Source organism: Herbaspirillum sp. Her4, from assembly GCF_057961335.1.
Genome location: NZ_CM176330.1, coordinates 212,087 through 234,680, shown reverse-complemented (window position 1 = coordinate 234,680; position 22,594 = coordinate 212,087). Strand labels below are relative to the sequence as shown.

General features: G+C 62.3%; 27 protein-coding genes and 1 pseudogene. 25 read left to right on the top strand and 3 right to left on the bottom strand.

What is annotated here, in order from left to right:
* Positions 1-16 precede the first annotated feature (16 nt).
* Positions 17-934 (top strand): LysR family transcriptional regulator, encoded by a 918-nt coding sequence (locus ACWFUC_RS01080; protein ID WP_034330719.1) that lies wholly within the window; start codon positions 17-19, stop codon positions 932-934.
* Positions 935-1,398: 464 nt separating this feature from the next.
* Here the strand turns inward: ACWFUC_RS01080 and ychF are convergent, their stop codons facing one another.
* Positions 1,399-2,490, bottom strand: a complete 1,092-nt coding sequence (gene ychF, locus ACWFUC_RS01075; RefSeq protein WP_088756877.1) for a redox-regulated ATPase YchF — start codon at positions 2,488-2,490, stop codon at positions 1,399-1,401.
* Positions 2,491-2,899: 409 nt separating this feature from the next.
* On the opposite strand from ychF, the gene ACWFUC_RS01070 reads away from it, so the two are divergent.
* The 24 genes and pseudogenes from ACWFUC_RS01070 to tatC all read left to right on the top strand — a co-directional run bounded on the left by ACWFUC_RS01070 (position 2,900) and on the right by tatC (position 20,576).
* Positions 2,900-3,703 (top strand): ABC transporter ATP-binding protein, encoded by an 804-nt coding sequence (locus ACWFUC_RS01070; protein ID WP_198516418.1) that lies wholly within the window; start codon positions 2,900-2,902, stop codon positions 3,701-3,703.
* Positions 3,700-4,479, top strand: coding sequence for a lipid asymmetry maintenance ABC transporter permease subunit MlaE (gene mlaE, locus ACWFUC_RS01065; RefSeq protein WP_121040431.1), 780 nt, complete (start codon positions 3,700-3,702; stop codon positions 4,477-4,479). The genes ACWFUC_RS01070 and mlaE overlap by 4 nt, the downstream gene beginning before the upstream one ends.
* A gap of 73 nt (positions 4,480-4,552) precedes the next feature.
* A complete protein-coding gene (mlaD, locus tag ACWFUC_RS01060; RefSeq protein WP_034330727.1) occupies positions 4,553-5,029 on the top strand; it encodes an outer membrane lipid asymmetry maintenance protein MlaD in 477 nt (158 codons plus the stop codon).
* Between the two features lie 5 nt (positions 5,030-5,034).
* On the top strand, positions 5,035-5,772 hold the full coding sequence (locus ACWFUC_RS01055; protein WP_121040429.1) for an MlaA family lipoprotein: 738 nt from the start codon (positions 5,035-5,037) through the stop codon (positions 5,770-5,772).
* A 292-nt stretch (positions 5,773-6,064) separates the two neighbouring features.
* Entirely contained in the window at positions 6,065-6,706 is a 642-nt protein-coding gene (locus ACWFUC_RS01050) for an MlaC/ttg2D family ABC transporter substrate-binding protein (RefSeq protein WP_489623865.1), read from the top strand.
* 46 nt (positions 6,707-6,752) lie between these two features.
* The gene (locus ACWFUC_RS01045; protein ID WP_034330732.1) at positions 6,753-7,046 is read left to right on the top strand and encodes an STAS domain-containing protein; all 294 of its coding nucleotides are present in this window, start codon (positions 6,753-6,755) and stop codon (positions 7,044-7,046) included.
* Positions 7,047-7,372: 326 nt separating this feature from the next.
* Positions 7,373-8,293, top strand: coding sequence for an ABC transporter ATP-binding protein (locus ACWFUC_RS01040; RefSeq protein ID WP_039783846.1), 921 nt, complete (start codon positions 7,373-7,375; stop codon positions 8,291-8,293).
* Complete coding sequence (locus ACWFUC_RS01035) at positions 8,290-9,054, top strand: ABC transporter permease (RefSeq protein WP_034330737.1); 765 nt, start codon at positions 8,290-8,292, stop codon at positions 9,052-9,054. The genes ACWFUC_RS01040 and ACWFUC_RS01035 overlap by 4 nt, the downstream gene beginning before the upstream one ends.
* A gap of 47 nt (positions 9,055-9,101) precedes the next feature.
* Positions 9,102-9,338: a BolA family protein gene (locus ACWFUC_RS01030; RefSeq protein ID WP_039783960.1), complete on the top strand. Its 237-nt coding sequence runs from the start codon at positions 9,102-9,104 to the stop codon at positions 9,336-9,338.
* A 9-nt stretch (positions 9,339-9,347) separates the two neighbouring features.
* Positions 9,348-10,598: a UDP-N-acetylglucosamine 1-carboxyvinyltransferase gene (murA, locus tag ACWFUC_RS01025; protein WP_489623864.1), complete on the top strand. Its 1,251-nt coding sequence runs from the start codon at positions 9,348-9,350 to the stop codon at positions 10,596-10,598.
* A 30-nt stretch (positions 10,599-10,628) separates the two neighbouring features.
* Positions 10,629-11,279, top strand: coding sequence for an ATP phosphoribosyltransferase (hisG, locus tag ACWFUC_RS01020; protein ID WP_008332468.1), 651 nt, complete (start codon positions 10,629-10,631; stop codon positions 11,277-11,279).
* A gap of 39 nt (positions 11,280-11,318) precedes the next feature.
* Positions 11,319-12,635, top strand: a complete 1,317-nt coding sequence (gene hisD / locus ACWFUC_RS01015; RefSeq protein WP_034330743.1) for a histidinol dehydrogenase — start codon at positions 11,319-11,321, stop codon at positions 12,633-12,635.
* Between the two features lie 4 nt (positions 12,636-12,639).
* The gene (locus ACWFUC_RS01010) at positions 12,640-13,473 is read left to right on the top strand and encodes a DNA-methyltransferase (protein WP_489623863.1); all 834 of its coding nucleotides are present in this window, start codon (positions 12,640-12,642) and stop codon (positions 13,471-13,473) included.
* Complete coding sequence (gene hisC / locus ACWFUC_RS01005; RefSeq protein WP_489625584.1) at positions 13,454-14,560, top strand: histidinol-phosphate transaminase; 1,107 nt, start codon at positions 13,454-13,456, stop codon at positions 14,558-14,560. The genes ACWFUC_RS01010 and hisC overlap by 20 nt, the downstream gene beginning before the upstream one ends.
* Before the next feature lie 72 nt (positions 14,561-14,632).
* Complete coding sequence (gene hisB / locus ACWFUC_RS01000; protein ID WP_013235995.1) at positions 14,633-15,229, top strand: imidazoleglycerol-phosphate dehydratase HisB; 597 nt, start codon at positions 14,633-14,635, stop codon at positions 15,227-15,229.
* A gap of 61 nt (positions 15,230-15,290) precedes the next feature.
* Positions 15,291-15,929, top strand: coding sequence for an imidazole glycerol phosphate synthase subunit HisH (gene hisH, locus ACWFUC_RS00995; protein ID WP_034330775.1), 639 nt, complete (start codon positions 15,291-15,293; stop codon positions 15,927-15,929).
* 78 nt (positions 15,930-16,007) lie between these two features.
* The gene (hisA, locus tag ACWFUC_RS00990; RefSeq protein WP_039783854.1) at positions 16,008-16,805 is read left to right on the top strand and encodes a 1-(5-phosphoribosyl)-5-[(5-phosphoribosylamino)methylideneamino]imidazole-4-carboxamide isomerase; all 798 of its coding nucleotides are present in this window, start codon (positions 16,008-16,010) and stop codon (positions 16,803-16,805) included.
* Between the two features lies 1 nt (position 16,806).
* Complete coding sequence (gene hisF / locus ACWFUC_RS00985) at positions 16,807-17,571, top strand: imidazole glycerol phosphate synthase subunit HisF (RefSeq protein WP_034330780.1); 765 nt, start codon at positions 16,807-16,809, stop codon at positions 17,569-17,571.
* A pseudogene (hisI, locus tag ACWFUC_RS00980) lies at positions 17,568-17,951 on the top strand (phosphoribosyl-AMP cyclohydrolase); the annotation flags it as partial. The gene hisF and the pseudogene hisI, both read left to right, overlap by 4 nt.
* A 116-nt stretch (positions 17,952-18,067) precedes the next feature.
* Positions 18,068-18,406 carry a phosphoribosyl-ATP diphosphatase gene (locus tag ACWFUC_RS00975; RefSeq protein ID WP_069374928.1) on the top strand — a complete coding sequence of 113 codons (339 nt, stop codon included), beginning with the start codon at positions 18,068-18,070 and terminating at the stop codon, positions 18,404-18,406.
* A 45-nt stretch (positions 18,407-18,451) separates the two neighbouring features.
* Entirely contained in the window at positions 18,452-18,832 is a 381-nt protein-coding gene (locus ACWFUC_RS00970; RefSeq protein ID WP_134223463.1) for a histidine triad nucleotide-binding protein, read from the top strand.
* 71 nt (positions 18,833-18,903) lie between these two features.
* Positions 18,904-19,113, top strand: coding sequence for a Sec-independent protein translocase subunit TatA (gene tatA / locus ACWFUC_RS00965; RefSeq protein ID WP_039783860.1), 210 nt, complete (start codon positions 18,904-18,906; stop codon positions 19,111-19,113).
* 122 nt (positions 19,114-19,235) lie between these two features.
* Positions 19,236-19,760, top strand: coding sequence for a Sec-independent protein translocase protein TatB (gene tatB / locus ACWFUC_RS00960; RefSeq protein ID WP_134136891.1), 525 nt, complete (start codon positions 19,236-19,238; stop codon positions 19,758-19,760).
* A gap of 42 nt (positions 19,761-19,802) precedes the next feature.
* Positions 19,803-20,576 carry a twin-arginine translocase subunit TatC gene (gene tatC / locus ACWFUC_RS00955; RefSeq protein WP_034330794.1) on the top strand — a complete coding sequence of 258 codons (774 nt, stop codon included), beginning with the start codon at positions 19,803-19,805 and terminating at the stop codon, positions 20,574-20,576.
* Positions 20,577-20,665: 89 nt separating this feature from the next.
* Here the strand turns inward: tatC and ACWFUC_RS00950 are convergent, their stop codons facing one another.
* Positions 20,666-21,355: a DUF2461 domain-containing protein gene (locus tag ACWFUC_RS00950; protein WP_489623862.1), complete on the bottom strand. Its 690-nt coding sequence runs from the start codon at positions 21,353-21,355 to the stop codon at positions 20,666-20,668.
* Positions 21,356-21,373: 18 nt separating this feature from the next.
* The gene (locus ACWFUC_RS00945; protein WP_034330798.1) at positions 21,374-22,555 is read right to left on the bottom strand and encodes a Do family serine endopeptidase; all 1,182 of its coding nucleotides are present in this window, start codon (positions 22,553-22,555) and stop codon (positions 21,374-21,376) included.
* Positions 22,556-22,594 lie beyond the last annotated feature (39 nt).

Below are 22,594 nucleotides of genomic sequence, written 5' to 3'. Positions count from 1 at the left end.
ATGAAGGGCGTCAAACATGGCCATCACCCTCCGGCAGATCCGTTATTTCGTGGCCACAGCGGAAGTGGGGCAGATTTCGCAGGCGGCGATCCATCTGCACATTTCGCAATCCTCGGTCACCAGTGCCATCCAGGAACTGGAGGCTTTGCTGGGGGCACCGCTGTTCATCCGTTCTCCGCAGGGGATGATCCTCACCGACAGCGGGCGGCATTTCCTCAACCATGCGTATTCGATCCTGCGCAGCGTGGACGATGCGATGAAGAGTCCCTTGCCGGACAACACGGCCAGCGGCAGTTTGCGGGTGGCGGCCAGTTACACGGTGCTGGGATATTTTTTGCCGCACCATCTGCAACGGCTGTCGCAGTCCTATCCGGGCATCAAGATCCACGTGCATGAGAAGGAGCGCGCGGAGATCGAGCAGAGCCTGGTGGAGGGCGAGATCGACATGGCGGTGGTGCTGACATCCAATCTGCGTCACCGCGAGATTGCCTATGAGACCTTGTTCGGGTCAGTGCGCCGCCTGTGGCTGCCGGCACGGCACGCGCTGGGCGAGCGCACGGTGGTGAATTTGTCCGAAGTGGCCAATGAGCCCTTCATCCTGCTGACGGTGGACGAAGCCGACAAGACCGCGCTGCGTTACTGGAATCAAAGCGGACGCAAGCCCAACATCATCATGCGCACCAGTTCCATCGAGGCGGTGCGCAGCATGGTGGCCAATGGTTCGGGGGTGGCGATTCTGTCGGACCTGGTGTATCGGCCCTGGTCGCTGGAGGGATTGCGTATTGAGACGGTGCTGCTGATGGATCACGTGCCTGCCATGAATGTGGGGCTGGCCTGGCGCAAGGGGGTGGCGTTTACGCCGGCCATGGAGGCGGTGCGGGAGTATTTCAGGCAGTCGTTTTTGACGCCGCAGTTGAGTAGTGGGAGGAGATAAGGGCCGGCAAGGCGGGCATCCGGACGCACTTGCCGATCAGTGGCTGGAATCCTGATCGCGAGCCGGAGGCGTTTCAAGTGGAAGTACTACATGTTGGTACGACATTGAATCAAGCCGCAAGGCGGCTGTTAGAACTCATTTCATAAATAGGCGTGAGTGCGAGCGAGTCCCGTTTGGGATGAAGTGCAAGGCGCGAATTTGGGTCAAGACTGGACGTCTTGACCCAAATTCGTAACGCAGCAGTTCGCCCAAACGGGCCGCTCCCTACGGGTTCTGCCCAGAAAGGGCGCTGGCCGCGTTGCGCTCCTTGCGTGTGGCACCGCCACACGACGCGTCGCGCGCCTTGCCAGCGCCCTTTCTGGGCAGAACGCATCTCACGCCTATTTATGAAATGAGTTCTAATAAAAAACCCCGAATCAATTCGGGGTTTTTATTGAGGTCGACTCGCGTCGATCGGGAAGGCGTCACACGTTGAACAAGAAATTCATCACATCCCCATCCTTGACCACATACTCCTTGCCTTCCGCGCGCATCTTGCCCGCTTCCTTGGCACCGGCCTCACCCTTGAAGGCAATGAAGTCCTCAAAGGCAATGGTCTGCGCACGGATGAAGCCACGTTCGAAGTCGGTGTGGATCACGCCAGCCGCCTGCGGGCCGGTCGCGCCCACCGGCACCGTCCAGGCGCGCACTTCCTTGACGCCAGCGGTGAAGTAAGTCTGCAGGCCCAGCAGCTTGAAGGCCGCGCGGATCAGGCGATCCAGGCCCGGCTCTTCCATGCCCATGTCGGCCAGGAAGTCGGCCTTGTCGGCGTCGTCCAGGTCGGCGATCTCGGCTTCGATGGCCGCGCAGATGGCCACGATGGGCGCGTTCTGCTCCTTGGCATAGGCAGTCAGCTGGTCCAGCAGCGGGTTGTCGGTGAAACCGCTATCCGACACGTTGGCCACGTACATCGCCGGCTTGGCCGTGATCAGGCACAGCGGCTTGATCAGCAGCATCTCTTCGGCATCCAGGCCCAGCGCGCGCACCGGCTTGGCTTCGTCCAGCGCCGGCATGATGCGCTCCAGCAGGGCCACCAGCTTGGCGGCATCCTTGTCGCCGGAACGGGCCTTCTTCTGCTCGCGATGGATGGCCTTCTCAACGGTGCCCATGTCGGCCAGCGCCAGTTCGGTCTGGATCACGGCGATGTCGTCCAGCGGGCTCACGCGGCCGGCCACGTGGATCACGTTCGGATCTTCGAAACAACGCACCACGTTGACGATGGCGTCCGTCTCGCGGATGTGCGACAGGAACTGGTTGCCCAAACCTTCACCCTTGGAGGCACCCGCCACCAGGCCGGCGATATCCACGAATTCCACCGTCGCCGGCAGGATGCGCTCGGGCTTGACGATCTCGGCCAGCGCCTTCAGACGCGGATCGGGCACTTCCACGATGCCGACGTTGGGCTCGATGGTGCAGAACGGATAGTTCTCGGCGGCGATGCCCGCCTTGGTCAGCGCGTTGAAAAGAGTGGACTTACCGACGTTGGGCAGACCCACGATGCCGCATTTGAGGCTCATGACAGATTCTTCCGAAAGCAAAACCGACATTGTAGCAAGCCGCACGCCCCAAGCCCCAGCTTTGCGATGCAGCATCGATCCTCACCCCCGCGCTGTGGTATCTCCCCATCATTGGTAACATGCGAGCCTTCATTCGCGTCTCGGAAATTGTCTGCATTGCACCATTTCGTTGCAGATGCACCACGCAATGAGAAATTTTTTGCCGATGCAATATTTAAATGACTCAATCGTCATCTAGTTGGTTGGCGGAAATTGTAGTTATTTGTAGTGAACATGCAGGCAACTTGTAAAGAACGGGGCTTTTCGGCTCCCGCCATTTACAGGCTGTATTGCCTTCTTGAAAGCGATTTGTAAAATTTGCTCTACAATGTCGGTTTTCCCAAATCCTCAACGAATCCCTTTGCCTGCTTTGACTAATATCGTCGAAATCCGCGATCTGCACTTCCGTTATGGCGACCGGCCTATCCTGACCGGTCTGCAGATGGACTTCCCGCGTGGCAAGGTGGTGGCGGTGATGGGCGGTTCCGGATCCGGCAAGACCACCATCCTGCGCCTGATCGGCGGGCAGCTGCAGCCGCAGGAGGGCAGGGTGGAAGTCGATGGCGAGAACGTGCCGTCGCTGGCGACCAAACAACTCTACGTGTTGCGTCGCAAAATGGGCATGTTGTTCCAGAACGGCGCGCTCTTTACCGACATGACGGTGTTCGACAACGTGGCCTTCCCGCTGCGCGAGCATACCGATCTGGATGAAACGCTCATCCGCGACCTGGTGCTCATGAAGCTCAACGCCGTGGGACTGCGCAATGCCGCCTCGCTCAAACCCGCCGAGATCTCCGGCGGCATGGCGCGCCGGGTGGCGCTGGCACGGGCCATCGCGCTTGATCCGGCCCTGATCATGTATGACGAACCCTTCGCCGGGCTCGATCCGATTTCCATGGGCGTGACCGCCAATCTGATTCGCCGGCTCAACGATGCCCTGGGCTCGACCTCGATCCTGGTATCGCACGACGTCAATGAATCCTTCGCCATTGCCGACTATGTGTATTTCCTGTCGGCCGGCAAGATCGTGGCGCAGGGGACACCGCAAGAAATGCGTGAATCCACCGATCCCTATGTGAAGCAATTTGTCCACGCCCAGGCGGACGGCCCGGTGCCCTTCCACTATCCCGGCAAATCGCTGGCCGAGGACCTGGGCCTGGGAGGTGCAGCATGATCGCCGGTTTCGTCAGCGGCCTCGGCCGCAGCGTGCGCGAATTCGTGGTCGGGGTCGGCTTCGCCGGACGCATGTTCATCAATATGCTGGGCGCCTCCCTGGGCCTGCTGCGCCGCCCGCGCCTGATCACCGACCAGATCCACTTCATCGGCAACTACTCGCTGGTGATCATCACGGTGTCGGGCCTGTTCGTGGGCTTCGTGCTGGGACTGCAGGGCTATTACACGCTCAACAAGTATGGTTCGGAACAGGCGCTCGGTCTGTTGGTAGCCTTGTCGCTGACCCGTGAACTGGGGCCGGTGGTGACGGCCCTGCTGTTTGCCGGCCGCGCCGGGACCTCGCTGACCGCCGAGATCGGCCTGATGAAGGCCGGCGAGCAACTTTCTGCCATGGAAATGATGGCCGTGAACCCGCTGCAACGCGTGGTGGCCCCGCGCTTCTGGGCTGGCGTGATCGCCATGCCGGTGCTGGCGGCCATCTTCAGTGCCGTCGGCGTGCTGGGCGGCTATGTGGTCGGCGTGCTGCTGATCGGCGTGGATGAAGGCGCCTTCTGGTCGCAGATGCAGGGCGGCGTGGATGTGTGGAATGACATCGCCAATGGCGTGTTGAAGAGCATCGTCTTCGGTATCGCCGTGACCTTCGTGGCGCTGTTCCAGGGCTATGAAGCGCAGCCGACCCCCGAAGGCGTGGCCCGGGCCACCACCAGGACCGTGGTGATCGCCTCGCTGACCGTACTGGGCCTGGATTTCCTGCTGACTGCACTGATGTTCAGCTGAGTGCCGCAGTGCTTGGACAAGCGCCCGGTCGGGGCGCAATGATGTGAATAAAAGGGTAGAAAAAGGGTTCAATATGCAACGTAAATCTCTGGATGCCTGGGTAGGAATCTTCGTGCTGGCCGGTGTGGCCGCGCTGGCGTTCCTGGCGCTCAAGGTCGGCAACATGAGCTCGATGTCCTTCGGCCAGAAGACCTATGCCCTCAAGGCCAATTTTGACAACATCGGCGGCCTGAAGTCGCGTGCGGCGGTCAAGAGCGCCGGTGTGGTCGTGGGCCGGGTGGATTCGATCCGCTTCGATGACCAGACCTTCCGCGCCGTGGTCACGCTGAACATGAACGAAAGCTACAAATTCCCCAAGGACAGCTCGGCCAAGATCCTGACCTCGGGTCTGTTGGGTGAACAATACATCGGGATCGAGCCAGGCGGCGATACTGCTAACCTGGCCTCGGGCGATACGATTAAGATGACACAATCCGCCATCGTTCTGGAAAACCTCATCGGTCAATTCCTGTACAGCAAGGCGGCAGAGGGAAAGGATGATTCCAAATGAATCAAATGAATAAAAAAGCCATCAGCACCGTCTACGCAGGCCGTCTCGGCGCCCTGACCCTGGCGGCGGCAGCTCTGACCGGCTGCGCCAGCACCAGCAACAATCCGAACGATCCGCTGGAAGGCTTCAACCGCACCATGTTCAGTTTCAACGACACGGTCGACAAGGTGGCCCTGAAGCCGGCCGCGCAAGCCTACGACACCGTGGTACCGACCCCGATCCAGCATGGCGTGGGCAACTTCTTCGGCAACATCGGCGATGTCTGGTCGTCCATCAACCAGCTGCTGCAGGGCCGGATCGAGCAGGGCGTCTCGACCTTCATGCGTGTGGCCATCAACACCACCTTCGGTCTGGGTGGCGTGCTGGACGTGGCGACCGAAGCCCGCCTGCCGCGCGAGAAGTCCGATTTCGGCCAGACCTTGGGCAAGTGGGGCGTCGGCTCCGGCCCGTACGTGGTGCTGCCGTTCTTCGGCCCGTCCACGCTGCGTGACACTGCCGGCATGCCGGTGGACCTGTACGGCGACCTGTGGACCTACAAGCGTCCGACCCGCTGGCGCAACGTCGGTGCCGTGGTCCGCATCGTCGACCGCCGCGCCCAGTTGCTGGATGCCTCGACCCTGCTGGAAGATGCCGCGCTGGACAAGTACGACTTCGTGCGCGACGCCTACCTGCAACGTCGCCAGAGTCAGATCAATGGTGGCTCCAGCGGCCGCGAGCAAAAGGAAGAAGCGATCAAGCCCTGATGGCCGCCGGCCTTGCCCCGCTGACCAGCGGGGAGGCCGCGGTCTCGCTTGCGGTGCCGCAGTCTTGTCTTGAAATGCGGGCCAATTGCCCAATCTGCACTGTCTGCCCAGTTTCTTTGCCCTCCGAGGGCAATCTGTAACATCCGTGCCGAACTGTGACGGCACGGGAACCCCGCTCCCGGGCGGGCTTCGAAGGACATGCCGGCTGCCGTCGGCGCACGCATCGCGACTCATTGCGATGCAGCCCGGGCAGCCCCGGCACCTTCTGCTGACTCGAATGGAAAACCGACTTATGAAGATGCTTACCAAACTTTTCGCTATCGCTGCCTTCGCGGTTCCCGCGCTGTCCTTCTCCGGCGCAGCGGCCGCCCAGGAAGCCCCGGATGCGCTGGTCAAGCGCATCAGCTCGGAAGTGCTGGATACTGCCAAGAATGACAAGGATATCCAGTCCGGCGACAATACCCGCATCATGCAGCTGGTGGAACAGAAGATCCTCCCCTACGTCGACTTCGAGCGCATGACCCAGCTGGCCGCCGGCCGCTACTGGCGCCAGGCTACCCCGGAGCAGCAGAAGCAGCTGATCACCCAGTTCCGCAGTCTGCTGGTGTTCACCTACTCCGGCGCGCTGTCGCAGGTGCGTGACCAGAAGATCGAATTCAAGCCGCTGCGCGCCGCCCCGACCGATACCGAAGTGGAAGTGAACTCGCAGGTAATCTCCTCGCGCGGCGGTGAGCCGATCCAGCTGAGCTATCGCCTGGAAAAGAAGCCCGATGGCTGGAAACTGTATGACGTCAACGTGCTGGGCGCCTGGTTGGTGGAAGCCTACCGCGGCACCTTCTCCAACGAGATCAGCAAGGGCGGCATCGACGGCCTGATCAAGGCGCTGACCGACAAGAACCAGCAGCTGGCCGCCCGCGGCAACGGCAAGAAGTAAGCTGTTTCCGTTCATCGACCCATCTCCTGAACCGAAAGAACGCACCATGTTCAAGCCCGGCGCCTCGCTGACCTTCACCAATGCCAGCACCGTCCTGCGCGAAGGCCTGTCGGCCATCGCCGCCGGCCAGGCCAGCATTGACGTCAGCGAGGTGGCCGTGGTCGATTCCTCGGCCGTGGCGACCCTGCTGGCCTGGCGGCGTGCCGCTGCCGGCCGTGGCGCCGCGCTGGATTTCGGTCCCTTGCCTGCCAACCTGCAGAGCCTGGCCGATCTCTACGGCGTGACCGCCCTGTTGCAAGGTGCAGCCGCACCGACCTCCGCTACCGATCGACATCACTGATCGCATTTTCCCTCGCGGCCCGGGCTCCCGGGTGCCGGGAAGCCCGTGCTACGGCGGCCCGGAATGTCGAATTCCCCTATAATCGAAGGTTTTGCAGGCGCGCTGGCGGCGTTGGCAGCGGATCACGTTTCCGCCAGGCATTCTCCCGCCCGTCGGCATCGGCAAAACATTCCGGCTATTTCATAGCGCAACGACAACATGACTGCGTCATACGCTTCCCCGTCGGGAGGATGGCGCGGCCGAGGCGAGGCGGACAGCGGATTCCCCGGTGGAACTCCTGGCTCCTTATTTCTTTCTGGCAAGTAACGTATTGAACGGGCGAGGCAATGGCCGCTCTCCAAATCACAGACATCAAGAAGCGCTACCAGTCCCTGCAGGCGCTGGGTGGTGTGTCGCTGGCAATCGAAGAAGGTGAATTCTTTGGTCTGCTCGGCCCCAACGGCGCCGGCAAGACCACCTTGATTTCCATCATCGCCGGCCTGAACCGGGCCGATTCCGGCTCGGTCACCATCCACGGGCATGACGTGGTCAGCGACTATCGCGGCGCGCGCATGAACCTGGGCGTGGTGCCGCAGGAACTGGTCTTCGATCCCTTTTTCACCGTGCGCGAGACCTTGCGCATGCAGTCCGGCTATTTCGGCCTGACCAACAATGACAAGTGGATCGACGAGGTCATGGACAACCTCGACCTCACCAACAAGGCCGATACCAACATGCGCGCGCTCTCCGGCGGCATGAAGCGGCGCGTGCTGGTGGCCCAGGCGCTGGTGCACAAGCCGCCGGTCATCGTGCTCGATGAGCCGACCGCCGGGGTGGACGTGGAACTGCGCCAGACCCTGTGGCAGTTCATCGGCCGCCTCAACCGCGAGGGGCATACCATCGTGCTGACCACGCACTACCTGGAAGAAGCCCAGGCCTTGTGCAATCGCATCGCCATGCTCAAGTTCGGCAAGGTGGTGGCGCTGGATTCGACCGATGCGCTGATCCGCCGCATCTCCGGTTCGCAGATGGTGCTGCGACTGAAGCGCGGCAGCCTGCCCGATGGCCTCAAGGCGCTGGTCACCCATCCAGAGGAGCTGCTGGCCGGCAATGCCGCCAACAAGTACACGCTGCGCGTGAATGACTACAAGGAAGTCGAACCCATCCTGGCCACGCTGCGCGCCTCGGGCGCGGAGATCGATGATCTGCAATTGCAGCAGGCCGACCTGGAAGACGTCTTCATCCAGATCATGGGAGATGAAAAATGATCGGTTTCCGCACCCTGTTCTACAAGGAAATCCTGCGTTTCTGGAAGGTCGCCACCCAGACCATCACTGCGCCCATCGTCACGGCCCTGCTGTACCTGCTGATCTTCGGCCACGTCCTGCAGGACCGCGTGCAGGTCTATCCGGGCGTGAACTACACCGGCTTCCTGGTGCCGGGCCTGGTGATGATGAGCGTGCTGCAGAATGCTTTTGCCAACAGCTCTTCCTCGCTGATCCAGTCCAAGATCACCGGTAACCTGGTGTTCGTGCTGCTGACCCCGCTGTCGCACTGGGAGCTGTTCGGCGGCTACGTGCTCGCGGCCGTGGTGCGCGGCCTGATGGTGGGTGCGGGTGTGTTCGTGGTGACCGTCTGGTTCGGCCACCTGGACTTCGTCGCCCCCCTGTGGATCCTGGTGTTCGCCTTGCTGGGTGCCGGCATCCTGGGCACCATGGGCCTGATTGCCGGGATCTGGGCGGAGAAGTTCGACCAGCTGGCGGCGTTCCAGAATTTCCTGATCGTGCCGCTGACCTTCCTGGCCGGCGTGTTCTATTCGATACACTCGCTGCCCCCGTTCTGGCAGGCGGTATCGCATTTCAACCCGTTTTTTTATATGATCGACGGTTTTCGCTACGGCTTCTTCGGCCAGTCCGACATTCCCCCCATGACCAGCCTCGGTATCGTCGCCGTGTTCTTCGTGGCGCTGTCGACCCTGGCCGTACGCATGCTCAAAAGCGGCTACAAGCTGCGCGCGGGTTCGCATTGAACACCCTGCGCCCCGCCATCTCCCCCATTCCCGTGAAGAGCCTCACCATGCTACCCACACCTGAACTCGTCAAAAGCTACATCGCCGCCGGCCTCGACTGCCAGCACCTGGAAGTGGAGGGCGATGGCCAGCACTTCACCGCCGTCATCGTCGCCGAGGCTTTCACCGGCAAGCGCCTGATCCAGCGCCATCAGCTGGTCTATGCCGCCCTGGGCGACCGCATGCGTGAAGAAATCCACGCGCTGTCGATGAAGACCCTGACTCCCGAAGAATTCCAGAAATAAGGCAACACGATGGACAAGCTTTTGATCCGTGGCGGCAAGCGCCTCTCCGGTGACGTCACCATTTCCGGTGCCAAGAACGCCGCCCTGCCCATCCTGTGCGTGGGCCTGCTCACCGATGGCGACCTGGTGCTCTCCAATGTGCCGCACCTGCAGGACGTGGTCACCATTACCAGGCTGATGAGCCAGATGGGCCTGCGCGTGCGCGAGAACGGCGAGCAACTGGTCTTGAACGGCAACGACATCACCCGCCCGGAAGCGCCGTATGAACTGGTCAAGACCATGCGCGCCTCGATCCTGGTGCTGGGGCCCTTGCTGGCGCGCTTCGGCCAGGCCAAGGTGTCGCTGCCCGGCGGTTGTGCCATTGGTTCACGTCCGGTGGACCAGCACATCAAGGGACTGCAGGCGATGGGCGCGGAAATTCATATCGAGGCCGGATACATCCATGCCAAGGCCAAGCGCCTCAAGGGCGCGCGCATCGTCACCGACATGATCACCGTGACCGGCACCGAGAACCTTCTGATGGCCGCGGCCCTGGCCGATGGCGAGACCGTGCTGGAAAACGCGGCACGCGAGCCGGAAGTGGGCGACCTGGCCCACCTGCTGGTGAAGATGGGCGCCAAGATCGAGGGCATCGGTACCGACCGCCTGGTCATCCACGGGGTGGAGAAGCTGCACGGTGCCGAACATGAAGTCATCGCGGACCGCATCGAGACCGGCACCTTCCTGTGCGCTGTCGCCGCCACCGGTGGCGACGTGACCTTGCACCGCACCCGTGCCGGATTGCTGGATGCCGCACTGGACAAGCTGCGCGAAGCCGGTGCCATCCTCACTTCGGGTGAAGACTGGATCCGCATCCAGATGGCGCGCCGTCCCAAGGCGGTGAGCTTCCGCACTACCGAATATCCGGGTTTCCCGACTGACATGCAGGCGCAGTTCATGGCCTTGAATTGCCTGGCTGAAGGTACCAGCCACGTCACCGAGACCATCTTCGAGAACCGTTTCATGCACGTGCAGGAATTGAATCGCCTGGGTGCGGCCATCGATGTGGAAGGCAATACCGCCATCGTCACCGGCGTGGAAAAATTCCTCGGTGCGCCAGTGATGGCGACCGACCTGCGCGCGTCGGCCTCGCTGGTCATCGCCGGGCTGGCCGCGCAAGGCGAGACCGTGGTGGAACGCATCTACCATCTCGACCGCGGCTATGACCGCATGGAAGCCAAGCTGTCGGCCATCGGTGCCGATATCGAACGTATCAAGTAAATTGACGGACCCCAGAAAACGCACACCATCATGACCCAACAACTGACGCTGGCGCTGTCCAAGGGCCGTATCTTCGAAGAGACCCTGCCGCTGCTCAAGGCCGCGGGCATCACCGTGGCCGAGGATCCCGAATCCTCGCGCAAGCTGATCCTGCCGACCAATGACCCCGACGTGCGCGTCATCATCGTGCGCGCCTCGGACGTGCCGACCTACGTGCAATACGGTGCGGCCGATTTCGGCGTGGCCGGCAAGGATGTGCTGATGGAACACGGCGGTGAAGGCTTGTACCAGCCCATCGACCTGAACATCGCCAAGTGCCGCCTGTCGGTGGCGGTGCAGGAAGGTTTCGACTACGCCAATGCGGTGCGCCAGGGCGCGCGCCTGCGCGTGGTGACCAAGTACGTCAATACCGCGCGCGAACACTTCGCCGCCAAGGGCGTGCACGTGGACCTGATCAAGCTGTATGGCTCGATGGAACTGGGCCCGCTGGTGGGCCTGTCGGATGCCATCGTCGACCTGGTCAGCACCGGTGGCACGCTGCGTGCCAACAAGCTGGTGGAAGTCGAGCACATCATCGACATCTCCTCGCGCCTGGTGGTGAACCAGGCCGCGCTGAAGTTGAAGCGCGAGCGCCTGCAGCCGATTCTCGATGCCTTCGAGAAGGCTTCCAAGGCCAAGTAATCCCACGACCCCAGATATCTTCGCAGAGCAGGTGAGACCATGAGCATTGCCATCCGAAAACTCGATTCCGCCGAAGCCGGCTTCCGTGACAAGCTGTCGGCCGTGCTGGCCTTCGAAGCCAGCGAAGACGAGGCCATCGACCGCGCCGCAGCGACCATCCTGGCCGATGTGAAGGCGCGCGGCGATGTGGCCGTGCTGGAATACACCCAGCGCTTCGACCGCCTGCAGGCCGCTTCCGTGGCCGGCCTGGAAATCGGCAAGGATGCGCTGCAAGCCGCACTGGCCGGACTGCCCGAGGCGCGCCGCCATGCGCTGCAGACCGCCGCCGACCGCGTGCGCGCTTATCACGAGCGCCAGAAGAAGGAATGCGGCTCGGATGGTTTCCTGTATCGCGAAGCCGATGGCACCGAGCTGGGCCAGAAGGTCACGCCGCTGGATCGCGTGGGCATCTACGTGCCGGGCGGCAAGGCCGCCTATCCTTCGTCGGTATTGATGAATGCGATTCCGGCCAAGGTGGCCGGCGTGCAGGAAGTCATCATGGTCGTGCCGACCCCGGATGGCGTGAAGAATGAACTGGTGCTGGCCGCAGCCGCCATTGCCGGCGTGGACCGTGTCTTCACCATCGGTGGTGCGCAAGCCGTGGGCGCGCTGGCCTATGGCACCGCCACCATCCCGCAGGTGGACAAGATCGTCGGTCCCGGCAATGCCTATGTGGCCGCCGCCAAGCGCCGTGTGTTCGGCGTGGTGGGCATCGACATGATCGCCGGTCCTTCGGAAATCCTGGTGATCTGCGATGGCGCGACCGATCCCGACTGGATCGCCATGGACCTGTTCTCGCAAGCCGAGCACGACGAGCTGGCGCAATCCATTCTGCTGTGCCCGGATGCGGACTACATTGCCAAGGTGGAAGCCTCGATCAACCGCCTGCTGGAAGACATGCCGCGCAAGGACGTGATCCGCACTTCGCTGACCGACCGTGGCGCCCTGGTCAAGGTGCGCGACATGGAAGAAGCCTGCGAGATCGCCAACATGATCGCCGCCGAACACCTGGAGATTTCTGCCCAGGAGCCGCAGCAGTGGGCGGACCAGATCCGTCACGCCGGTGCCATGTTCCTGGGACGCTTCTCCTCCGAATCGCTGGGCGACTACTGCGCCGGTCCCAACCACGTGCTGCCAACGTCGCGTACCGCTCGCTTCTCTTCACCGTTGGGCGTGTATGACTTCCAGAAGCGTTCGAGCATCATTCGCGTCTCGGAAGAGGGCGCGCAGACGCTGGGCAAGATCGCTGCCGAACTGGCTTACGGTGAAGGCTTGCAGGCGCACGCCCGCTCGGCCGAACTGCGGCTCAGGAAGTGACAGGATGACCTCCGCCACCGACTCCCTCGCAGGTGCCGGCTGGCTGGACCGCGTATTCTGCGAGGATGCGCTCTCGGCCACCGCTGGCCTGGCGCGCATTCCCGTTGGCAGCGTCGACCTGATGATCGCCGATCCGCCCTATGGGCTGGGCAAGGATTACGGCAACGATTCCGACAAGCTCGATACGGCCGCTTATCTGTCGTGGACCGAGCAGTGGATCGATGCCGCGCTGCCCAAGTTGAAGCCCAATGGCAGCCTCTACATCTTCCTGACCTGGCGCAATTCGCCGGAAATCTTCGTGATGCTCAAGCAGCGCATGACCATGATCAACGAGATCATCTGGGATCGCCGCGTGCCCTCCATGGGCGGCAGCACCCGGCGCTATTCCTCGGTGCATGACACCATCGGTTTCTTCGCGCGGGCCAAGGATTATTTCTTTGATCTCGACGCCATCCGCATTCCCTACGATGCCCAGACCAAGAAGGCGCGTTCACGCTCCATCTTCGTCGGGGCCAAGTGGCTGGAAATGGGCTACAACCCCAAGGATGTATGGAGTGTGTCGCGCCTGCATCGTGAACATAAAGAGCGCGCCGACCATCCCACCCAGAAACCGCTGGAAGTGGTGGAGCGCATGGTCAAGGCGTCTTGCCCGCCGGGCGGCGTGGTGCTCGATCCCTTCATGGGCAGCGGCACTACCGCCGTGGCTGCGCGCCGTTGCGGTCGCCACTTCACCGGCTTTGAACTCAATCCCGATTATTGCGAACTGATCCGCCAGCGTCTCGACGCGCTCGATGCGCCGGCGCCTGCGAGCCAAGATGATGAATCCCTCCAAGCCTGAGGCCGTGGACGACCTGGTAGCCAACGTGATCCGCCCGCTGGTGCGCGGCTGGCAGTCCTATCACGTGCCGTCGGCCGAAGGGATGGTCAAGCTCGATGCGATGGAAAATCCCTACCTGCTGCCGCCGGCCTTGCGTGAAGAACTGGCGCAGCGGCTGGCAGCGCTGGAGCTCAACCGTTATCCGGTGCCGTCCTATACCCGCCTGAAAGCGGCCATCTGCGCGCAATTGGGTGTGCCGGCGGGCTATGACGTCCTGCTGGGCAATGGTTCGGATGAGCTCATCACCATGCTTTCGGTGGCCTGTGCCATTCCGGGGCGGACCATCCTGGCACCGGAACCGGGGTTCGTCATGTATGGCGTCTCGGCAAAAATGGCCGGGCTGGATTATGTGGGCGTGCCACTGCGCGCGGACCTGACGCTGGACCTGCCCGCGATGCTGGCAGCCATCGAGCAACACAAGCCGGTCATCACCTGGCTGGGTTATCCCAACAATCCGACCGGCACGCTCTATCCGATGGCCGACGTGCTGCGCATCATCGAAGCCGCCGCACCCCATGGCCTGGTGGTGGTGGACGAGGCTTACCAGCCTTTCGCTGCATCGACGCTGATGCCGGCATTGCCGCAGCATAACAACCTGGTGGTGATGCGCACGGTCTCCAAGCTGGGGCTGGCCGGCATCCGCCTGGGCTACCTGTCGGCGGCCCCGGCGCTGTTGCGCGAATTGGACAAGGTGCGTCCGCCCTACAACGTCAACATGCTCACCGAAGCCGTCGCGCTGTTCGTGCTGGAACACCTGCAGGTGCTGGAGGCGCAGGCGGCGCAGCTGCGTGAGGCGCGCAGCGTGCTGGCGGCCGAACTGGCGGCGCTGGAGGGCGTGGAGGTGTTCCCTTCGGCGGCCAATTTCATCCTGATCCGCGTCCCGGACGCCGATAAAGTCTGTGCCGCCTTGCTGGCGCGCAGGGTACTTGTCAAAAATGCCGGTAGAATGCACGTATTGCTGCAAAACTGTTTGCGCATTACCGTCAGTACGGATGAAGAAAACGCCATCTTCCTGACGGCCCTGAAAGATGCACTGCGCGAGCAGTGAAGGTTTGAAGGTCCACCGCAGGCAAGCAGGCATCACGCATTACCAACGATAGAACCCCGTCCAACCCCGACCATGTCTACACCGAGAACCGCCGAAGTCGTCCGCAATACCAACGAGACGCAGATCCGCGTTGCGATCAACCTGGATGGCACCGGCCAGCAGAAGCTGGATACCGGCGTGCCCTTCCTGGATCACATGCTGGACCAGATCGCCCGCCATGGCCTGATCGACCTGGACATCCACGCCAAGGGCGACCTGCACATCGACGCGCACCATACGGTGGAAGACGTGGGCATCACCCTGGGCATGGCCTTTGCCAAGGCCATCGGCGACAAGAAGGGCATCCGCCGCTACGGCCACGCCTACGTGCCGCTGGACGAAGCCTTGTCGCGCGTGGTGATCGATTTCTCCGGCCGTCCCGGCCTGGAATACCACATTCCCTTTACCCGCTCGATGATCGGTTCCTTCGATGTGGACCTGACCAGCGAGTTCTTCCACGGTTTCGTCAATCATGCGCAGGTGACGCTGCACGTGGACAACCTGCGTGGCGTGAATGCCCACCACCAGGCCGAAACCGTGTTCAAGGCCTTCGGCCGTGCGCTGCGCATGGCCGTGGAACTTGATCCGCGCGCTGCGGGTACGATTCCGTCCACCAAGGGCAGCCTGTAAAACGCAGGGTATCGCTAACTCATCTGGGTTTCCCGGCGCGCGAGCGCCGTTCAATGTCGCCATGAATAAAATTGTTGTAGTCGATTACGGCATGGGCAACCTGCGCTCGGTGGCGCAGGCGCTGCGCCATGTCGCGCCTGAAGCCGACGTCCGCATCTCCGGCGAAGTCGCCGATATCCGCGCCGCCGACCGCGTGGTCCTGCCCGGCCAGGGCGCCATGCCCGATTGCATGCGCAGCCTGCGTGAATCGGGCGTGCAAGATGCGGTCCTTGAAGCTTCCCGCACCAAGCCGCTGTTCGGCGTATGCGTGGGCGAGCAGATGCTGTTCGACTGGAGTGAAGAAGGCGACACCCCCGGCCTGGGCCTGCTGCCCGGCAAGGTGGTGCGCTTCGAGCTCGAAGGCGTGCGCCAGGATGATGGATCGCTGTTCAAGGTGCCGCAGATGGGCTGGAACCATGTGCATCAGACCAGCGCCCATCCGCTGTGGGAAGGAATTGCGGATAATGCCTTCTTCTATTTTGTCCACAGCTACTACGCCGTCCCGGCCGAATCGTCGCACATCGTCGGCCAAACGCCGTATGGCCGTGACTTCGCCTGTGCCGTGGCCCGCGATAATATTTTTGCAACCCAGTTCCACCCGGAAAAAAGTGCCTCGGCGGGTTTGCAGCTGTATCGGAATTTCGTACACTGGAAACCTTGATTTTTTGCCTTTCCGGCAAGAACCTCGCCGCAGACCGTCGCCAACCCTTCTTTTTTACTGACTAGTCATCCCCTAGCCATGCTGCTCATACCCGCCATCGACCTGAAAGACGGTCATTGCGTACGCCTCAAACAAGGTGATATGGAACAAGCCACCGTTTTCTCCGAAGATCCGGCGGAAATGGCCCTGCACTGGCTCAAGCAGGGCGCGCGCCGCCTGCACCTCGTGGACCTCAATGGTGCCTTCGCCGGCAAGCCCAAGAACGAGGCGGCGGTCAAGGCCATCCTGAAGGCGGTCGCCAGCTTCGCCGAAGAGAACGACGTCGAGGAAATCCCGGTGCAACTCGGTGGCGGCATCCGCGATCTGGACACCATCGAACGCTACCTGGACGATGGTCTCTCCTACATCATCATCGGCACCGCCGCGGTGAAGAATCCCGGCTTCCTGCATGACGCCTGCAGCGCCTTCCCCGGCCAGATCATCGTGGGCCTGGATGCCAAGGACGGCAAGGTTGCCACCGATGGCTGGAGCAAGCTGTCCGGCCACGAAGTGGTGGACCTGGCGCAGAAGTTCGAAGGCTATGGCTGCGAAGCCATCGTCTACACCGACATCGGCCGCGACGGCATGATGGGCGGCGTCAACATCGAGGCCACGGTGCGCCTGGCGCAGGCCGTGACCATTCCCATCATCGCCTCCGGCGGCGTGCACCACGTGGGCGACGTCGAGGCGCTGTGCCGGGTCGAGGATGAAGGCATCGAAGCCGTCATCTGCGGCCGTTCCATCTACGAAGGGACGCTGGACCTGCGCAGCGGCCAGGATCGTGCGGATGAACTGACGCGCGAACTGGAAGCCAACCGCCTCTCCGGCAGCAAATAACATGGCCCTTGCAAAACGCATCATCCCTTGCCTGGACGTGACCGCTGGTCGCGTGGTCAAGGGCGTCAATTTCCTGGAGCTGCGCGATGCCGGCGACCCGGTCGAGATCGCGCGCCGCTACGACGAGCAGGGTGCCGATGAGCTGACTTTCCTCGACATCACCGCGTCCTCCGATGGCCGCGACCTGATCCTGGACATCATCGAAGCCGTGGCCTCGCAGGTCTTCATCCCCCTGACGGTGGGTGGTGGCGTGCGCGCGGTGGAAGATGTGCGCCGCCTGCTCAACGCCGGGGCCGACAAGGTCGGCATCAACACCTCGGCCGTGACCAATCCGCAGCTGGTGGCCGATGCCGCCAACAAGTACGGCTCCCAATGTATCGTGGTGGCCATCGACGCCAAGCGCGCCGGTGACGGCAAGTGGGAGGTCTACACTCACGGCGGACGCAAGGCCACCGGCCTGGATGCGGTCGAATGGGCGCGCAAGATGGCGCAGTTGGGTGCGGGCGAGATCCTGCTGACCAGCATGGACCGTGACGGCACCAAGAGCGGTTTCGACCTCGACCTGACGCGTTCGGTGTCCGAAGCCGTCAGCATCCCCGTGATCGCCTCCGGTGGCGTGGGCGGCCTGCAGGACCTGGCCGACGGCATCACCAAGGGCAAGGCCGATGCGGTGCTGGCCGCCAGCATCTTCCACTATGGCCAGCACACCGTGCAGGAAGCCAAGCGCTTCATGGCCGACCAGAACATTTCCATGAGGCTGGCATGAGCATCAGCGCCAAATGGCTCAACAAGGTCAAATGGGACGAAGTCGGCCTGGTGCCGGTGATCGCCCAGGAAGTCGGATCCAATGATGTGCTGATGTTCGCCTGGATGAACCGCGAGGCGCTGGCGCGCACCGTGGAGATCGGCCAGGCGGTCTACTGGAGTCGCTCGCGCAAGAAGCTCTGGCACAAAGGTGAAGAATCAGGTCACTTCCAGAAAGTGCACGAAATCCGCCTGGACTGCGACGAAGACGTGGTGCTGCTCAAGGTCGAGCAGGTGGCCGGCATTGCCTGCCATACCGGCCGTCATTCCTGCTTCTTCCAGAAATTCGAAGGCAGCGCTGACAGCGGCGAATGGGTCACGGTGGAGCCGGTGCTGAAGGATCTGCAGCCGGGTGCCGGCGGTGGCCCCGCGGCCGCAGTGGCCGCTGAGCCGGCCGCCAAGCCCAAGCGCGTGCGCAAGACCATCCCCAAGCCCGTGGACAGCGACAAGACCCCATCATGAGTGAAACCCTGAAGCGACTGGCCGAAGTCATCGAGTCGCGCAAGCTGGCCAACGGTGGCAATCCGGAGAAATCCTACGTCGCCAAGCTGTTCTCCAAGGGGGATGACGCCATCCTCAAGAAGATCGGCGAGGAAGCCACCGAAACCGTGATGGCCGCCAAGGATGCCCGCGTCTCGGGCGACAAGTCCAAGGTGCTCTACGAATGCGCCGACCTGTGGTTCCATTCCATGGTCCTGCTGGCGCAGTTCGATCTGAGCCCGCAGGATGTGCTCAACGAACTGGCGCGCCGTGAAGGCCTCTCGGGCCTGGAAGAAAAGGCTGCCCGCAAGGACTGAGCGTCCTGCGCACTTCCCATCCCCTTGTTTCCCAGGAGTACGGCGTTGGATAATTGTATTTTCTGCAAGATCGCAGCAGGCCAGATTCCCTCGAAGAAGATCTACGAGGACGAGGACCTGATCGCCTTCCACGACATCAACCCGGCCGCGCCGGTGCATTTCCTGATCGTTCCGCGCCAGCATGTGGCAACGCTGGCCGATTGCGGTGAGCAGCATGCAGCCTTGTTGGGCAAGATGCTGGCCCTGGCACCGCGCCTGGCGGCCGAGCAGGGCTGCGGTTATGGCGTCGATGACGAAGGCAAGCCCACCGGCGGTTTCAAGACCTTGGTCAACACCGGACCGGACGGCGGCCAGGAGGTGTACCATCTGCACATGCACGTGATTGGCGGCCCGCATCCCTGGCGGGTACGGTTCGTGCAACAATAAGGATTCGCCGGCCCGGGGGCTGGCAGGTTTCACTTGTACACAGGGCAGGGATGTCCGCTTAGGAGAAGAGAATGGGTTCGTTCAGTATTTGGCATTGGCTGATTGTTCTGGTGATCGTGATGCTGGTCTTCGGCACCAAGAAGCTCGGCAACATGGGTTCCGACCTGGGCAAGGCAGTCAAGGGCTTCAAGGATGGCGTCAAGGGTGGCGAGGAAGATCCGGCCAAGAAGGACCCGGCCATCGACGTGCAGGCCAAGGAAAAGGACAAGTCCGGCAGCTGATCAGGCCGCCCGCCAGCCCTCCTGGCGGGCTTGCATGGGCCCGCATCGTGATTTGCAGCGGGCACTCCCGTCTTCAAGCGCATGGCGCGCCCGCGTTGTCCTCTTAATGTCCACACAGACTCATGATTGATATCGGCCTTACCAAGCTGGCCTTGATCGGCGTGGTCGCGCTGGTCGTGATCGGCCCCGAGCGCCTGCCCAAGGTGGCGCGCATGGCCGGCACCCTGTTCGGCCGCGCCCAGCGCTACATCAACGACGTCAAGTCCGAAGTCAGCCGCGAGATGGAACTCGACGAGCTGCGCAAGATGCACAAGGATGTGCAGGACGCCGCCAGCGACGTCAGCAACAGCATTCATAAAAGCATGTCCGATACGGAAGCGTCGATCAATGACGCCTGGAACGGCGGCGACGATTCCTCCGTGTCCGACAGCAGCAGTGCCGGCAGCAGCTGGACCCGCACGCCCGACCCCTCCCTGCATGCGATCAAGGCCAAGGCTTTCCGCCGCAAGAAGCTCTCGCGCACCACCGGCGTGCCGTCCTGGTACAAGCACCAGAGCGGCCACAAGACCCGCGTGATCTCGGCCTCGGCCCGCGTGGCCAAGTATCGCCGTCCGGTCGGGGTGGGCAAGTCGGCAGGTTTCTTCTAATTTGGCGCAGCGCGTCTCACTTCATCAGAATGCTCCGAATCCATGGCTGAAGAAAACACCCAAGCCGAAGACACCTTCATCTCGCACCTGATCGAATTGCGCAGCCGTATCGTCAAGGCGGCTGCGGTGGTGCTGGTAGTGTTCCTCTGCCTGATGCCGTTTGCGGCCCATATCTTCGACGTGCTGGCCGCGCCGATGATCCATGCGCTGCCCGCCGGCAGCAAGATGATCGCCACCGGCGTAATCACTCCCTTCCTGATCCCCATCAAGGTCACCATGCTGGTGGCCGTGCTGATCTCGCTGCCTTGGGTGCTGTACCAGCTGTGGGCTTTCGTCGCGCCTGGCCTGTATGCGCACGAGAAGCGCCTGATCGCGCCGCTGGTGATCTCGTCCTCGCTGCTGTTCGTGGCGGGTGTGGCGTTCTGCTACTTCTTCGTCTTTGGCGTGGTCTTCCCGTTCATCAACAACTTTGCGCCCAAGTCGGTCTCGGTGGCACCGGACATCGACAGCTACGTCGACTTCGTGCTGACCATGTTCGTGGCTTTCGGCGTGACCTTCGAGGTGCCGGTGATCGTGATCGTGCTGGTGCGCATGGGCCTGGTGCCGCTGGCCAAGTTGAAGCAGATCCGTCCCTACGTGATCGTCGGTGCCTTCATCATCGCCGCAGTCGTCACGCCGCCGGACGTGATGAGCCAGCTGATGCTGGCCGTACCGCTGGTGCTGCTCTATGAAGTGGGCCTGCTGGTGGCACCGATCTTCGAGCGTGCCACGCGTGCGCCGGATGCGGAACCTGGCAGTTCCGTGCCTACCGAATAAGCCTGGCGACTCCCGAATAAACAAAGCCCGCTCGATGATGAGCGGGCTTTGTTGTTTCTGGCGTCAGCAGAGGCCGCCGGATGAAACCTTCACTCTTCGATCGTCACCAGCGGAATTTCGCGCAGCCATTGCACCAGCGGATAGGCATCCTTGAAGCCTTCCAGTACCTGCTTCCCGAGGTCGGCCGGAATCTTCTTGCGGATGTCCTCTTCGGTCCAGACGATGAAACTCTTGAACTTCACGTATTCGATGTTTGGGGTGTCCGGATCGAAGCCCTTGGGCGGGCGCTGCAGTTTTCCTTCTTCCTGCAGGTCGCCATATGTCGCAACAAGCTTCTTGTTCTTGCGCATCTTGGTGAAGCCTGCTGCATCCTCCACCACGCGGTTGCGGATGGCGCGCAGGCGCGGCGTCGGTGGCAGGTATTCACCGCCGGCAATGAGCAGTTGTCCCGCTTCATTGATGTGGAAGTAGTAGGCCGGACCGCCGCCCTGGCTGGGCTTCTTCAGCCCGCTGGCCGTGATGGCGGCCGAGAAGTGTGTCTTGTACGGGCGCTTGTCATGGGAGAAGCGCATGTCACGGTTGATGCGGAACAGCGCCTTCTTCGGATTGCAGCCGGCGATGGCCGGATCGAACTTGCTGATCTCGGCGATGAGCTTGATGGTCAGCGCCAGGAATTCCTCGCGCAGGATGTCATAGCGCGGCTTGTTCATGACGAACCAGGCGCGGTTGTTGTTTTCGGACAGTTCCCCGAGGAACTGGATCAGGTCACGCACGTGCATGGATCAGATTCTCCTGGCTCATTCTTCGTCGGCATCATCGTTTTTGGGCGGCGGCGGACGCTTGCCCACGGTGATGTTCAGCTTGGTTTCCTGCGCCTTGCGCAGCACCGTCATGGCGATCTGCTGGCCCGGCGTCAATTGCGCGATGACGTTGAGCATCTCGGTGGTATCGGCCACCGGCTTGTCGTCGATGCTCACCAGGATGTCGCCCGGACGCATGCCCGCGCGGTCAGCCGGACCGCCCTTGAGCACGCCGGCGATGATGGCGCCGGTCTTCTTGCCCAGGCCGAAGCTTTCGGCCAGTTCCGGCGTGATGTCCTGCGGTTCCACCCCGATCCAGCCGCGCACCACCTGGCCATGGCTGATGATGGCTTCCATCACGGTCTTGGCGGTGGACATCGGGATCGCAAAGCCGATCCCCAGATTGCCGCCGGTGCGCGAATAGATGGCCGTGTTGATGCCCAGCAGGTTGCCGTTGGTATCGACCAGCGCACCGCCCGAGTTGCCGGGATTGATGGCGGCATCGGTCTGGATGAAGTTCTCGAAGGTATTGATGCCCAGGTGGTTGCGGCCCAGCGCCGAGACGATGCCCATGGTCACCGTCTGGCCCACGCCGAAGGGGTTGCCGATGGCCAGCACGACGTCGCCTACCGAGCTGTTTTCCGGATGGCCCAGGGTGATGGCGGGCAGGTTGGGCAGGTCGATCTTGATGACGGCGAGGTCGGTCTCGGGATCGATGCCGACCACCTTGGCGCTGGCCTTGCGGCCGTCGGCCAGGGCCACTTCGATCTTGTCGGCGGCTTCCACCACGTGGTTGTTGGTGAGGATGTAGCCCTGCGGGCTGACGATCACGCCCGAACCCAGGCTGGATTGCTTGTCATCCTGCTGCTGTTCGTCGAACTGGTCGCCGAAGAACTTGCGGAAGAACGGATCGTTCTGGAAGGGGCTCTTCTGTGGCCGCGCTTCGGTCGTGGTGAAGATATTGACCACCGAGGGCATGGCCTGGCGCGCGGCATGGCGATAGGAGTCCAGGGCGGGCGCGGCGGGTGTGGCTTCCTGCATCTGGATGGTGGACTGGGCAGGGCGTGCACGCGAAGTGAAGGATCCGGACAGCCAGTCCGGCTTCAAGGTCGCTACAATGAACCACACCGCCAGACCCACTGTCACGGTCTGGGCAAACAACAGCCATAAACGTCGCATAAAAGAATTCTTGGTATTTGGATTGAAAATCTGATCGGA